General features: G+C 72.8%; 11 protein-coding genes. 7 read left to right on the forward strand and 4 right to left on the reverse strand.

The window, feature by feature from the left end; all coding sequences use genetic code 11:
* Position 1 precedes the first annotated feature (1 nt).
* Entirely contained in the window at positions 2–709 is a 708-nt protein-coding gene (locus ACGWYJ_RS03670; protein WP_395104096.1) for a helix-turn-helix transcriptional regulator, read from the reverse strand.
* 121 nt (positions 710–830) lie between these two features.
* Here ACGWYJ_RS03670 and ACGWYJ_RS03675 point away from each other — a divergent pair, with 121 nt between their 5' ends.
* The 7 genes from ACGWYJ_RS03675 (at position 831) to ACGWYJ_RS03705 (ending at position 7,267) form a co-directional block, all read left to right on the forward strand.
* Positions 831–1,349, forward strand: coding sequence for a DUF2231 domain-containing protein (locus ACGWYJ_RS03675; protein WP_285692674.1), 519 nt, complete (start codon positions 831–833; stop codon positions 1,347–1,349).
* Positions 1,350–1,393: 44 nt separating this feature from the next.
* Positions 1,394–1,837 (forward strand): hypothetical protein, encoded by a 444-nt coding sequence (locus tag ACGWYJ_RS03680; protein ID WP_395104097.1) that lies wholly within the window; start codon positions 1,394–1,396, stop codon positions 1,835–1,837.
* Positions 1,838–2,357: 520 nt separating this feature from the next.
* A complete protein-coding gene (locus ACGWYJ_RS03685; protein WP_395104098.1) occupies positions 2,358–3,629 on the forward strand; it encodes a hydroxyacid-oxoacid transhydrogenase in 1,272 nt (423 codons plus the stop codon).
* Between the two features lie 65 nt (positions 3,630–3,694).
* Positions 3,695–4,039: an SAM-dependent methyltransferase gene (locus ACGWYJ_RS03690; protein ID WP_395104099.1), complete on the forward strand. Its 345-nt coding sequence runs from the start codon at positions 3,695–3,697 to the stop codon at positions 4,037–4,039.
* 10 nt (positions 4,040–4,049) lie between these two features.
* The gene (locus ACGWYJ_RS03695; protein ID WP_395104100.1) at positions 4,050–4,202 is read left to right on the forward strand and encodes a hypothetical protein; all 153 of its coding nucleotides are present in this window, start codon (positions 4,050–4,052) and stop codon (positions 4,200–4,202) included.
* Positions 4,203–4,769: 567 nt separating this feature from the next.
* Positions 4,770–5,387, forward strand: a complete 618-nt coding sequence (locus ACGWYJ_RS03700) for a hypothetical protein (RefSeq protein WP_395104101.1) — start codon at positions 4,770–4,772, stop codon at positions 5,385–5,387.
* A gap of 164 nt (positions 5,388–5,551) precedes the next feature.
* Positions 5,552–7,267, forward strand: coding sequence for a hypothetical protein (locus ACGWYJ_RS03705; protein ID WP_395104102.1), 1,716 nt, complete (start codon positions 5,552–5,554; stop codon positions 7,265–7,267).
* Between the two features lie 83 nt (positions 7,268–7,350).
* On the opposite strand, the gene ACGWYJ_RS03710 is transcribed toward ACGWYJ_RS03705, so the two are convergent.
* The 3 genes from ACGWYJ_RS03710 to ACGWYJ_RS03720 form a co-directional block, all read right to left on the reverse strand.
* Entirely contained in the window at positions 7,351–9,948 is a 2,598-nt protein-coding gene (locus ACGWYJ_RS03710; RefSeq protein ID WP_395104104.1) for an FtsX-like permease family protein, read from the reverse strand.
* A gap of 1 nt (position 9,949) precedes the next feature.
* Complete coding sequence (locus ACGWYJ_RS03715; protein ID WP_395104105.1) at positions 9,950–10,714, reverse strand: ABC transporter ATP-binding protein; 765 nt, start codon at positions 10,712–10,714, stop codon at positions 9,950–9,952.
* Positions 10,715–11,025: 311 nt separating this feature from the next.
* Positions 11,026–13,416, reverse strand: a complete 2,391-nt coding sequence (locus tag ACGWYJ_RS03720; protein ID WP_395104106.1) for a penicillin acylase family protein — start codon at positions 13,414–13,416, stop codon at positions 11,026–11,028.
* Positions 13,417–13,528 lie beyond the last annotated feature (112 nt).

Consider the following 13,528-nt stretch of genomic DNA (forward strand, 5'->3'; position numbering starts at 1 on the left):
GTCACGTACCGGCTTGGCGGAGTTCGACGCAGCACTCGCCTGGACGGGGCGCCAGGACGGCCTGGACGGCGGTGGCGCCCAGCCCCTGAAGATAGCCGGTGACGAAGGCGTGGTTCATCCCGCAGACCAGGTCGGGGGCCTTGGCGGCCTGCGGCTGGAACGGGCAGTTGTGCAGTGTGAGCCGCGTGGGGCTCTCCCGCACCGGCTCGAAGCCGTGGTCTTCGAGCATCCGCTCGCACAGGGTCACGCCGCGTTCGGCGCCGAGGCGGCGTGGACGGAGCGTGGCGTGCTGGTGCTCACCCAGATCCCGGCCGCGCTCGTGCGCCGCGCGCAGCGCCGCCTGCTCGGCGGTCTCCTCGTCCCGCTGGGTGACGACGGCGGTGAGGAGCAGGTCGGCCAGCAGTTCGTGGCGGCTGTCGGGGATGCTGAGCCGGATCCGGGCGTCGGTGGGCTCGTAGACCTTGGGCTGCCGTCCGACCTTGCGGAGGCCGCCGGGCGCCCCGTAGTGGGCGCGCAAAAGGCCGGCGTCGACGAGCTTGTCCAGGTGGAAGGCGGCGAGCTTGCGTGAGATGCCGACGCTGGCGGCCGCCTCGTCGCGGGTCACCGGGCGGCGCGCGCGCCGGATGAACGCGAACATCCGGCGCCGCAGGTCCTCGGCGAGGGCGCCGATCGACTCGATCGGATCGGACGGGCTGTCGTGATCGGCCACCTTGCCACGATAACTCCTATTTAAGTGGTCGGTAGGCGACTCCGCCCGATTCTTGCGCGGGTTCTTGACCTTGACGGAGGATAAGACCAATACTTGTTAGCGAAATAGGGAGGCGGTCGCCGTGACGGTGCAGCGGCAGTCCAAGCAACCCGTCAGCCCGGCGCTCGCCGGGCCGTACGGGCATCCGTTCCATCCGATCCTGGTCACGGTGCCGATCGGCGCGTGGGTGGGAAGCCTGGTCTTCGATGTCGCCTCCCACCTCGTGGACGACCCCACGTTCCTGTCCCGCGGCTCGCTGTGGCTGATCGCGATCGGGGTGCTCGGGGCCGTGGCGGCGGCGCTGGTCGGCGCCCTGGACCTGCTGGCCATCCCGGCGGGGACGCGGGCGTTCGGTGTCGCGCTCGTCCACATGACGCTGAACCTGCTGGTGACCGCCGCCTACGTCGCGGGATTCCTCTGGCGCAACGCCGGAGAGGGGCCGTCCGGCAGCGTTCCCGCAGGGCAACTCGCGCTCAGCGCCGCAAGCCTGGCGGTCCTGGGCGTTTCCGGATATCTAGGCGGGATGCTCGCCTACCGCTACGGCGTGCGCGTCGCGGACGAGGGGACGCAGGCGGACGGGTTCGCCGACCGCCGCGGCTGAGTCTCCACACCGGCGCCACCCCTTCGCACACCATCGGAGTTGTCATGGACCTCACCGCATTGGCCCTCTGGCTGGTCACCGCCCTGGGCGGCTTCCTCATGATGGGCATCTGGATCGCCCGTGGCGGTCCCCGCGCCGGTACCTCCCGGCTGCCCGTCCCGGTCCTGTTCGGCCATTTCGCGCTCGCCGCCGCGGGACTGGTGGTCTGGATCGTCTACGTGGCCACCGACGCCAAGGCGCTGGCCTGGACGGCGTTCGCCCTGCTCGTGCCGGTCGCGCTGCTCGGTTTCGCCATGCTCGCCCGCTGGATCCCGGTGTACCGCGCCCGCGCCGCCGCTCCGGCGGGCGTCGGCGCGGGCGGGTCGGGCGGCGGCCCGGCCGAGCAGGGCGAGCCGCCGGAGCGCGGTTTCCCGGTGCCCGTCGTGGCCGGTCACGGGCTGTTCGCGGTCGCCACCGTGATCCTGGTCCTGGTGGCGGCGCTCAAGTAGGACACCCCTAGGGCACGGTGACCGAGGCGATGACGACCGGGCCGCGGGTCGGGTCGAGCCCGGCCTCCTGGGAGGTGCCGGGCGGAGTGATGACGTCGCGATCGCCTTGGGCACCGTGCCCGGATCCGCCGCGCGGATCGGCGCGGTGCCGCCCGCGCGGGGCAGCGCGATCGTGATCGTCCTGGTGGGCCGCGAGGCGCGTACGGGGGCGGCGCCCGGTTCCCTGACGTAGACGTCGGGGAGCCGGGCGCCCATCGCGTTGCCGAACGTCGGCGTCAGGTCGAGGGGCCTGGAGGACTCCAGCCGCGTGCCGACCACGACGGCGTCCCGTACCGGATCGGTGATGTACGTGGTCACCAGGCATCGACTCGACGTTGGCGTTCTCGATGGTCGGGCTGTAGACGGCCGACACCGCCCCGGACGCAAGCCGGCCGGGCCGGGATCCTAAGGTTGGGACGCCCGCGCCCTGGCTACTTAGAGGGCACCGGAGGGTCCCCCACTCCTGAGGAGGGTCGGCGTCATGACGAGCGAATCGGTCTTCACCTACGGGTCGCCACAGCTGAAGTTCGGGGCGGGCGCGTCCGGCGAGATCGGCTTCGACCTGGCCCAGCTCGGAGCGCGCCGCGCGCTGGTGGTCACCGATCCCGGCGTGGCCGCGACGGGTGCGGCGCAGCGGATCGCGGACTCGATGAAGGAGTACGGCGTCGACGCCGAGGTCTTCGACGGCGTCCACGTCGAGCCCACCGACGAGAGCCTGCGACGCGCCGTGGACCATGCGCGCGCGAACGGGCCCTACGACGCCTATGTCGCGGTCGGCGGCGGTTCGTGCATCGACACCGCGAAGGCCGTCAACCTGCTGACCACCAACGAGGGCGACCTGACCGACTACCTCAACCCGCCGGTCGGCGCGGGACGGGCGCCCGCCAGGCCGTTGCTGCCCCTGGTCGCGGTGCCGACGACGACGGGAACGGGGGCCGAGAGCACGACGGTCTGCGTCCTGGACGTCTTGGCGCTGAAGGTCAAGACGGGCATCAGCCACCCCAGGCTGCGCCCGACGCTGGCGGTCGTGGACCCGGACCTGACCGTCACCCAGCCGCCCGGGGTGACCGCGTCGTCCGGCATGGACATCGTGTGCCACGCGCTGGAGAGCTACACGGCCCGCCCGTTCGACTCCTACGACCGGAAGAGGCCCGAGGAGCGCGTCCCGTACTGCGGCGCCAACCCGGTGTCGGACATGTGGGTGGAACGGTCGCTCACGCTGCTGTCCCGGTCGTTCCGCACCGCCGTGCGCGACGGTGAGAACAGGCAGGCCCGTGCCGACATGGCGCTGGCGGCCACGTTCGCGGGCCTGGGCTTCGGGAACGCGGGCGTGCACATCCCGCACGCCAACGCCTACCCCATCGCCGGACGCGTGCGCGACTTCCGTCCCGAGGGCTATCCCGACGCCGAGCCGCTGGTGCCGCACGGCATGTCGGTGTCGCTCACCGCGCCCGAGGCGTTCCGCTACACCTTCGAGGCCCGGCCCGACCGGCACGTCCGCGCCGCCGAACTGCTCGACCCGGGTCTCGACCGCCCGGACGACCCGGCCGAGTACCTGCCGCGCGCCCTGCTGCACCTGATGCGCGACATCGGCATCCCGGACGGCATCGGCGGCGTCGGCTACACCGAGGCCGACGTCCCCGCCCTGGTGGAGGGGACGCTCAAGCAGCAGCGGCTGCTCGCCACCGCGCCTCGCCAGGCGGGCCCGGACGAGCTCGCCGGGATCTTCACCCGCTCGCTGCGGCTGTGGTGAGGCGCCCGGCGAGGTTGCGCCGCAAGCGGGGCAAAGCGGTTGTATCGTGATCGATCACGGCGCGGATGTACGACTACTGCCTGTCCGCGGACGCCACGACGGTGATCCAGGCGGACATGACCGATCCCCGGGACGTCCTGGCGCATCCGGAAGTGAACCGCCTGATCGACTTCGACCAGCCCGTGGCGGCGCTCTTCCTGCCGGTGGCCCACTCCATCGCGGACGACGAGCAGGTCCGGAGGATGCTCGCCGCCACGGCCGACGCGCTGGCCCCGGGGAGCTTCCTGGCGATTCCCCAGTTCGTCGGCGTGGACAGGGAGACGGCGGACGCCCACACCAAGAAGGCCACCGACTTGGGGCTGGTGTGGAAGACCCGGACGGTGGAGGATTTCGAGCCCCCTCGTCCCTGATCTGGAGCGGGTGCCGCCCGGCCTGGTGGACGTGGCCGACTGGCGTCCGGACCCGGATCAGCCCCCGCTGAGCTCCGTCGACGCGCCCCTCCAGCCGTTCCTGGAAGCGTCGGGCGCCGACAAGCGGGTCAAGGAGTACGGCGGGGTCCTACGCAAGAACTGATGTCACTCATGTGACCGATGGGGTTCATGAGAACAATGTGAGCGGCTCCCCTTCGGGTAAAGCCCGGCCCGCCCACCGCGATCCGAGCGGTCGAGATCCCGGGATCCCCCTGGCCCAGGGGGTTTCGGCATGTGCCCTGACCTGGGAATGTCCGAGTACGGTCCCCTGTTGAAACCTGGTACGACCCCCGGACACCAAGGGAACGTCATAACGACGGCAAGCATCCCGGGAATGATTCAGGTCCGGGAAACGTCTAATACTCCCGATGACAGGTCGTGGCCAACAGGCCGTTGACCATCGTTTAGCGCCGACGAGCGGCCTCCCCTAGGTAGAACGGCCGCCGGCCGGATGGCATCCGAACCTCCGGTATCGGCCCCGAGCCAAGACACGGCTCACTCCCTCAGCTTTTCCCGAGCTCGACGCTCGGAGCCGCTCTCCCCTGCACTCCCGCGGTACCCGCGTGTTCCGCAGGCATCTCCATGTGACCGATGGGACTCAAGGTGTTCTTGATGTTCCTGAGGGTTCGTGCGGGAGCGGCCTCCCAGACCGCCGAACAAAGGACTCCTCATGAAGAAGCGTGCGACCAACCTCCTGATGACCGGTGTCATGGGCAGCGCCATGGCCGGGATGCTGGTGGCCGGTGTGGCCGCCGCCTCCCACGATGACGGCCTTGAGCAGGCGCCGGCGAAGAAGCCGATCGCCGCGCAGGCCGGCGACACCACCGCGAACGGCACGCAGAAGGCCGGCGCGGCCCCCAAGGCGAAGGACAAGAAGGACAAGAAGAAGGTGCTCTACAGCGGCACCACGACCGCGTCCTACTTCTGGGACGACGGGTCGGGCGTGAACGGTGACACGGGCATGCCCGCCAGTGGTAAGCCGATGCAGAAGGGCCTGTTCGCCAGCCCGAGCTGGCCCCTGAACACCAAGGTGAAGGTGACCTACGACGGCCGTAGCGCGGTCGGCTTCATCGGTGACCGTGGTCCCGGTGAGCCCTCGCACCGCGGTGTGATGCTGGACCTGGACACCTACACCTTCCGCCACCTGGTCGACGGTGGTAAGCCGAAGAGCGACTACAACACCGGTACCGACCAGGGCCACCTGAAGGGCGTCAAGTACGAGGTCCTCAAGTGGGGTAAGGGCGACGGCGTCAAGGGCAAGCCCAAGCCGTTCGGCGACGGCTCCTGACGCACCGCCCCCTAGGCGGACGACCCTCGAAAATGAACACAGTGAGAACGCCCGGCCGGGTACCTCCGGCCGGGCGTTTTCGTTTGCCCGGCCAGAGGTACCCGGCCGCCTTTCTCAACCCGCCCGTTACCGAGCGATGCGCACAATGCGTGTGGGAGGTGGCCATGGCGCGGACGGCGGACCGCGGGCACTACGCCCGCCTCCTGCGGCTCGCGTACCTGGTCTTGGACGACGGCGACGACCCGGTCTTACCCGCCCGCCGCGCCGCCGCGCGTGCGGCCGGGGCGCGGCGGGGCGGCTACCCGGCCATGCGGTCGCGGCTCGTCACCATCCTGCTCACCGGCCCGCCCGCCGGGCGCCACCGGCTGCACCGCCTGATCGTCGAGCCCGCGGGGACCCCGCCGGGACCGGTGCGGGCGGCGCTGCGGGAGCTGTCGCCGCACGAGCGGCTCGCCTACCTGCTGCGCCGTGACGGACTCACCGCGCCCGAGGCCGCCGCCGAACTGCGCGCCCACGTCCAGGCGGACTTCCGTGACGTGGACCAGGCCGTCACCGCCGTCGAGACCCTGACGGGGCTGGACGAGGCCGCGCAACGGGCCGAGATCGAGACCTTCGAGCCCGACCTCGTCCGGCTCCGCCCGCCGCCCGCCGTCCCGCCCGCCTGGCGCGCCGCCGTGGCGGCCGTGGTCGCGGTGGCGCTCCTGGCGGTCGCCGGGTTCGCCCTCACCCGGGGGACCGAGGCGACCGGCGGCCCCGTCGTGATCGGCCGGCGCGCCTGGCAGGCGACCGGCACGCCGGGCATCGCCGAGTGGCCCACCCAGGGCGCGCTGCGGCACGACGCCGGGCTGCTGCGCCGGGCCGCCGCCGCCTGGCGGGCCGAGCGCCGCGAACCGCCGCTCGGCCGCGTCGTCGTCCTGTACGCGGGGACCGTGGACGGCGCGTCCCTCGTCGTGCTCCGCGACTCCCCCGGCCCGCGCGAGCCGCCCCGCGTGGCGCAGTACTTCGAGCGGCGCCTGTCACGCGGCGTGGAGTCGATCCGCAGGCTCGGGACGGACGCGGGCCAGATGATCATGGTGGGGATGACGTGGCGCTACCTCGTCCCGCCATGGATGCGGGACGTGCGGGTGGCCGTGCCGTCCGGGCGCTCCCCGCGCTGGGTGCCGGTGGCGGTGCGCGACGGGCTGAGCGATCCGCTGCCCTGGGACTGGTTCACGCCGCGCTGCCAGAACTACGTGGTGTTCCGGATGACGTTCCGGCCGGGGGCCGGCGGGGGTGCGCGGACGGTCACGCAGCTCGCCTCGCACAGCCCGCAGTCCGCGTCGCCGCTGGTGCGGTTCCGCGACCCGCCCGGGACGCCCGAGCGGCAGGAGCGGTTCCGGTGGGCGGCCCTGCGCGCCGTCGCGTGCGAGGCGGCGACGACGCTGAGCGAGTCGGGCGACCTCATGCTGGGCCACCTGTGGAGCGGCGGCCTGCCCGACGACGGGGGCAGGGCGACGCTGCTGACGGTGGAGTCGTCCTCGCCGTGGGGCGGCCGCGGCACCTCGATCCTGATCTCCGACGACGGCCGGGCGCTGTCGGAGCGGGGCGGCACGAACAGCGACTCCATCTCCTCGGCCGGGACGCTGGCCGCCGCCCTGTGGTGGCGGTCGTCCCGGCGCTGGCATTTGGTGGCGGCGGCCGGTCCGGGCATCGCACGCCTGAAGACGGTCGGTGAGCTGGGCGCCCACGAGCGGGAAGCCGGCCGGCGGAGCGGGCCGCCCCTGCTGGTCGTGCCCGGCCCGCGCGCGGGCGGCACGCCCCCGGAAACGGCCCGCCTCCCGGTCGTCCACGTCGTCGCCTATGAGACGGACGGAGACCGCACGATCGTCAGCCCCTTCTGACCGAGGAGAAGAAACCCCCTCGCGCCAAGGCGGAACCGACCACGCCCGGCCCTGTTCCTGAGGCGACCGGGCCCGCGGGCTGATCATTCCGCCTTGGCGGCCTCCAGGACGGGGACGGACGCGGCGCGGCGGGCGGGCAGAGCCGAGGTGACGAGGGTCACCGCCGCCGCGCCCGCGGCCACCGTGGGGAACAGCCACCACGGCGGGGCGGGGCGCACGAACGAGCTGCCGGTCATCACGTGCAGGACCGTCAGGATCCCCATGGCGACCACGAAGCCGAGCGTGGTGCCGAGGACGACCACGGTGGCCGCCTCCCAGCGGACGATCGAGCGGATCTGCCTCATGGTCGTGCCCACCGCGCCCAGCAGCCCGAACTCGCGGGTGCGTTCGGCGACGCTCATCGAGACCGTGGTCGCCATGCCGAACAGCGCCAGCAGCAGCGCCATGCCGACGAAACTGTACGTGGCGCGCAGCGCCCGGGTGAGCGTACGGGACGCCGCGTCCACGTAGGCGTCCCGGTCGACGACCCGCACGCCGGGAACCGTGGCCACGGCCCGTGCCAGGACGTCCGGGGAGCCGCCCCGGACGAGGACCACCTGGGTCGCGGCGTTGGCGTCGAGCCGGTCCATCGTCGCGGGCGCCACGAGCGCCTGATCGGCGAACAGATGGGAGGGGTCGTGGTACGCGCCCGCCACGGTGAGCGAGGCCGGGCCCTGTGCGCCCCGGACGACGATCCGCTGGCCGCGCCGCAGCCCCGCCTCCTTCATGATGGCCGACGACAGCGCGATCTCCCCTGGACGCAGCGCGGGCGGCCGGCCGCCGAGCCGCAGCACGTCGCGCAGCCCCGACTGCTCGGCGCCGGTGACCAGGAAGCTCAGCGGGTCGGGCTCCTCGTCCGGTTCGGGAGGTTCGGCGGGCGACACCAGCGTGACCTGGCTCTGGGTGAGGGCGGCCACCCGCGACACGCCGGGTGCGCCCGCGACCCGGTCCGCGACGTCCCTGGCCACCGGCGCGGGGCCGCCCTCGGCGGTCCTGGCGGTCGCGGTGATCGCGTGCTCGGCCGCCATGACCTGCCGTCCCGCGTCCCGGAACCGATCGTGCGCCGACAGGGTGACCATCGCCACGGCGGCGACCAGCGCGACGCCGAGCATGAGCGAGGAGGCGGCCGAGGAGACCCGGCGCGGGCTGCGGGTGATGGTGGCGTGCGCGAGCCGTCCCGTCTCGCCACCGATCAGCCGTGCGGCGCGGCCGACCAGACCGCCGAGCGGGCCGACGAAGAACGGCCCGAGCACGGCCAGTCCGGTGACCCCCAGCATCGAGCCGAACAGGACCATGAGCGCGACGGCGAACGTACGGTCCGTGCCGGGTGGGTCCCCGAGACGGACCGCGGTCCCCACCAGCAGCCAGAACCCCGCGCCCAGGAAGATCACGAAGGCGGCCAGCAGGCGCGGCCAGCGGCGTCCCGGGGTCTCGGTGACGGTGCTGCGCAGCGCCTGCACCGGCGAGATGCCCGCGGCCCGCCGCGCGGCGCGCCAGGCCGCGAGCTGGGTGACCACGATTCCGGCGGCGGCCGGGAGCGCCAGCGCCGTCCAGCCGAACTGGGCGCCGGTGGCGGACACGTCGAAGCCGTCCCGCGCGAACAGCCGGATGATCAGCGCGGACAACGGGTACCCGGCGGCCACGCCCCCCACCGCGGCGATCGCGCCCAGCACCAGCGCCTCCAGCCGGATCAGCCGCCCGATCTGCCGGGGGGTGGCGCCGATCGCGCCGAGCAGCGCCAGCCGCCTGGTCCGCTGCCGCACCAGCGTGCCGAAGGTGTTGGCCACCACGAACAGGCCGACGAAGATCGCCACCGAGGCGAGCATGCCGATGATGCTCGCGATCGTGGCGCCCTCCCCCGACGCGGCGGCGGACTGCGCGGCCCGCACGGACGCCGCGGTGCGCACGGTGGCCGCGCCGCCCAGCTCCCGCGCCAGGTCGCCGCGCAGCCGGTCGGCGGGGACGCCCTCGGCCGCCTTCACCCAGACGGCCTGCCAGGTCCCGGCGGGCAGCCCGGCGACCCCGCGCACGGTCTCCGGCGGGGCCAGGACCAGGTTCCCGGCGGCCACCGCGTCGCGTCCCTGCACGGTGACGATCCCGGAGACGCGCACCCGGCGCGTCTCGCGGGGCAGCGTCAGCGTCAGCGCGTCGCCCACGTCCACCTTCCCGGCGCGCGCCATGTACCGGACGACCGCCACCTCGCCGTCGCCTGCGGGCGCGCGTCCCTCCTCCAGCCGGTACGGGTTGAGCCTGGGCTCGGGCACCCAGGGGCGCAGCAGCGTGCGGCCCTCCGCCGACGCCGTGATCGCGCGTCCGTCCGGGCCGGAGGCCGTCACCGCCACCGTGGCGTCCCCGGCGACCGCCGCCACCCCCGGCCGGGACGCGACCGCGTCCATGCGGATTCGTCCGTCGGGCGGCGCGTTCGGGTCCTCCGGGTCCACCGTCCCGCCGTGGACGAGCACGTCCGCGCGGGCGTACTCGCTGGCGTCGCTGCCCGCGACCGCCTCCTGGGCGCGCAGCGCGAACTGCAGCGAGCCGGCGATGAGCGCGATCGAGCCGAGCGCCGCCAGCAGGGTGGCGATCAGCCGTGCCCAGCCGTCGGTGAACGAGCGGCGCGCGATGAGCCACAGGGCGTTCCCCATGTCAGCCCTCCAGCCTGCGCATGCGGGCGTGCACGGCGTCGGCGGTGGGCGCGGTCAGCTCGTCCGCGATCACCCCGTCCGCCAGGAAGAGCACCCGGTCGGCGTGCGCGGCGGCCTTCGGGTCGTGCGTCACCATGATCACCGTCTGCCGGTAGGAGTCGACGGCCGAGCGCAGGAAGCCCAGCACCTCGGCGCCGGAGCGGGAGTCGAGGTTGCCGGTCGGCTCGTCGGCGAACAGCACCTCCGGCCTGGTCAGCAGGGCCCGCGCCACCGCGACCCGCTGCTGCTGGCCGCCGGAGAGCTGGGCGGGACGGTGCCCGAGCCGCTCGCGCAGCCCGAGCGCGTCCACGATCGTGTCGAACCACCGCCGGTCCACATCGCGGCCCGCCAGCCGCGCGGTGAGCAGGATGTTCTCCTCGGCGGTCAGCATCGGCAGCAGGTTGAACGACTGGAAGACGAAGCCCATCCGGTCGCGGCGCAGCTCGGTGCGCCGGGTGCGGGACAGGCCGGTGAGGTCGACGCCGCCGAGGACGACGCTGCCGGACGTCACCGTGTCGAGCCCGGCCAGGCAGTGCAGGAAGGTCGATTTCCCCGACCCTGACGGCCCCATGATCGCGGTGAACCGCCCCCGCGTGAAGGCCGCCGAGACGCCGCGCAGCGCGGTCACCGCGCCGTCACCGGAACCGTAGACCTTGACCAGGGCGGTGGCGGCCATGACCTCCTCGGTCGCGGCCTCCCTCCCCTGGGCACGGGTCAACTCAGGCATAAAGGTCCCCCTAATCAGAGATAATCTCAGATGAGAATATATCAGCCGATCCTAGCGCCGAGGGCACCTGACAGACGCCGTCGCCGGACCTACGGTCAGGGTGTGAGAGAGCCGATGCAGCCGCCGGTTCAACCGGGTCCACCGCGAAGCACGGACGCCGTGACCCTCGACCTGATCAAGTGGCATCTCGAACCTCAACGTGCCCAGGGAACGGCTCGGCCCGGAGGCCGCCCTGGTGTTCGGCATCGGGCTGCTCGCCAGCGTGAGCGCCCTCTGACGCTCGCCGCGACGCGCTACTCGTTCACCTGACGTCAGCGAAGGTGGATCACCGTGAGGGCCGGGTCCCTCCTGATGTCGGCCTCGCAGAACGGTGCCCGCACCCATTGGTTCCGGGAGAACAGCCGGGTCTGGTCGGCGTAGTGGGGCGAGGTGCTGTCGGCCGACTGCGAGTAGGTCAGCAGCGTCCGCGCGTCCGGGCAGGGACCGTGGCCGAACGTCACCACCTGGACGTAGCTGGAGCCGTGCTGCACCTCGGTGTACCCCGCGCCGGGCGTCCAGGGCGCCTCGATCTTGTTGAGGACGCCCTGCGACTCCGTGCCGCCGCCGATCGGGATCCGCTCACCGTCGCGGGTCACGTACTGGTACTGGCCCAAGGGGGCGTCCAGCGGGATCCCCGACTCCCTCAGCTCCGCGATCGCGCCCGTGAGGGCCGCGCGCACGGTGGGCGAGCCGGTGTTCAGGCCGCGCGGCGTGCGCACCGGATCGGACACGTCGAACGGCACGCGCCACAGGTCGGACGCCCGGGCCGCCGCGCGCCAGTAGCGGTCGAACAGCAGGGCGCCCTTGCTGCCGACATCGGCCGTACGGTCCCAGCGCGCCAGGATCTCGCAGGGCTCGCCGAGGTTCATCGCCCGGCACATCGCGACGGTGTCCGCGGCGGCCAGCTCGCCCGCGTGGTTGCGGTTCGCGAACACCAGCTCCTGCATGGACGCGGGAGTGAAGCGGCCCTTCCTCAGCTGGTCCTCGACGGCGACGAGACCGCTGCGGGTACGCAGCGAACGGGTCGTGCGTTCCGTCCCGAGAATGCGGTCGAAGCCCTCCAGCGGCCGACCGGGGTTGGTCAGCCAGTGGCTGTCATTGGAGTTGGTGACGTAGTCCGAGCGCTTCAGAACGGGGTAGCGGTCCGGCGCCAGGATGCCCGCCTGCAACGCACCGGGGGCCTTGCCCGGTGTGCAGGACGACTTGGAGCCGTCCAGGATCGCCACTCCGGCCGACGCGAACACGGCTTGGCCCAGTGGCGTGTTGCAGCGGCTCGCGAACTCGTTGGTGATGTTGGGCAGCACCTGGAACTGGGTGTAGAGGGCGTTGCCGCGCGAGTCCGCCGCGATGGTGTTGACCCACGGCAGCCCCTGGGTGCGCTTGAGCGCGCGCAGGGCGTCGTCGGTGGTACGGGACTTGCCCAGCTCGAACGAGGTGTTGGCGATGCGCAGGTTGGAGGCGTTGGGGTCGTTGAACGCGAACGCGGTCGATGCCGTCCACGGGAGCTGGACGGAGCCGATGGCGGTGACGACCGGCCCGTACCGGGTGCGCCACTGCGTCCCGGTGACGGGACGGACCGATCCGTCCGGCCACCTGGCCTGGACGGTCACCCGGCGCTGCACCATCTTCTCGACGCGGCCGTCCACCAGGTAGGCGGTCGGGTCGCCGGGGACGAGCTGGAGCTGGGTGAGCGAGAACGGGGTGCCGGTGGCCACCGTGTGGCTCCACGCGAACGTGGCGTTGTGCCCGATCGACACCGACACCGAGCCCAGGAGGGCGCCGCCGCTCACGTTCAGCTTGCCGGGGATGGTCTGCTGCATCTGCCAGAAGCGGCGGCCGGTGTGCCAGGGATAGTGCGGGTTGCCGAGCAGGAGGCCGCGCCCGTTCGCGCTGGCGCCCTTCCCTACGGCGATGGCGTTGCTGCCCATGTCGGCGCCGGCCTTGAGGCCGCGCACCGCCTCGGCGATCTTCCCCGCGTCGGGGGCGGCGGACCGGGCGGCGGCCGGGGCGGCGCCCGCGGGCGGCCTGGCCGCGGCCATCTGGTCGACCGCCAGGCCCGAGCCGCCGAGCATCGCCAGCGCGTACCCGCGTCTGTGCACGTCCAGTTCGGTGATGGGGCGCAGCCACGGGGCGCCCTTGCACGCCGGGTCGGTGATCTTCCCCTCGCGCAGGAACGTGTTGTAGCCCGCGGCCCAGCCCCGGCTCAGCTCCCGCACCTCGCGGCTCGGCCCGTACGGCGCGGGCCTGGTCAGCAGCCGCTCGACCGTCCGGCTCCGGTTGATCTCGGCGAAGAACAGATCGCTGGCCAGGTTGGTGGTCGCGGACGACAGCGACTGGTCGGGCGCGGCCTCGGGCCCGAAGTAGCGGGAGCGCTCCCCGCGTAGCGTGACCACGCCCTGGGCGAGCAGGCACACGTTGTCCCTGGCCGCCGCGTACCCCGTACCGAAACCGAGGCCCGCGTAGTCGCGGGCGACGATGTGCGGGATGCCGTAGCGGGTGTAGCGGATCGTCGCCGACAGGCCCTTCCCGCCGTGCCCCTTCCCTTCATGCCCTTTCGCTTCGTGCACGCCCCCGGCGTTCGCGGGTGGCGCGGTGACGGGCGCCAGACCGGCGGCCAGCAGGACGGCAACGACTCCCAGGCGGCGTGAACGGGTGCGGGGCATACCCCCTCCTTGATCACAGAGGCCCCGCAAAAGTGACACATAAGCCGCCTCATGACAAGAGCCACAGGCCACCCCTACGCCATATATCGGATGTATCCACCACCAACCTTCT

The organism is Actinomadura sp. SCN-SB (assembly GCF_043906805.1).
Classification (GTDB): Bacteria; Actinomycetota; Actinomycetes; order Streptosporangiales; family Streptosporangiaceae; genus Spirillospora.

What these genes read in the sequence shown, in the direction of transcription:
- ACGWYJ_RS03680 (WP_395104097.1), top strand. Translation starts at nt 1,394, where the DNA reads ATGGACCTCACCGCATTGGCCCTCTGGCTGGTCACCGCCCTGGGCGGC.
- ACGWYJ_RS03685 (WP_395104098.1), top strand. Translation starts at nt 2,358, where the DNA reads ATGACGAGCGAATCGGTCTTCACCTACGGGTCGCCACAGCTGAAGTTC.
- ACGWYJ_RS03690 (WP_395104099.1), top strand. Translation starts at nt 3,695, where the DNA reads ATGTACGACTACTGCCTGTCCGCGGACGCCACGACGGTGATCCAGGCG.
- ACGWYJ_RS03700 (WP_395104101.1), top strand. Translation starts at nt 4,770, where the DNA reads ATGAAGAAGCGTGCGACCAACCTCCTGATGACCGGTGTCATGGGCAGC.
- ACGWYJ_RS03705 (WP_395104102.1), top strand. Translation starts at nt 5,552, where the DNA reads ATGGCGCGGACGGCGGACCGCGGGCACTACGCCCGCCTCCTGCGGCTC.
- ACGWYJ_RS03710 (WP_395104104.1), bottom strand. Translation starts at nt 9,948, where the DNA reads ATGGGGAACGCCCTGTGGCTCATCGCGCGCCGCTCGTTCACCGACGGC.
- ACGWYJ_RS03715 (WP_395104105.1), bottom strand. Translation starts at nt 10,714, where the DNA reads ATGCCTGAGTTGACCCGTGCCCAGGGGAGGGAGGCCGCGACCGAGGAG.
- ACGWYJ_RS03720 (WP_395104106.1), bottom strand. Translation starts at nt 13,416, where the DNA reads ATGCCCCGCACCCGTTCACGCCGCCTGGGAGTCGTTGCCGTCCTGCTG.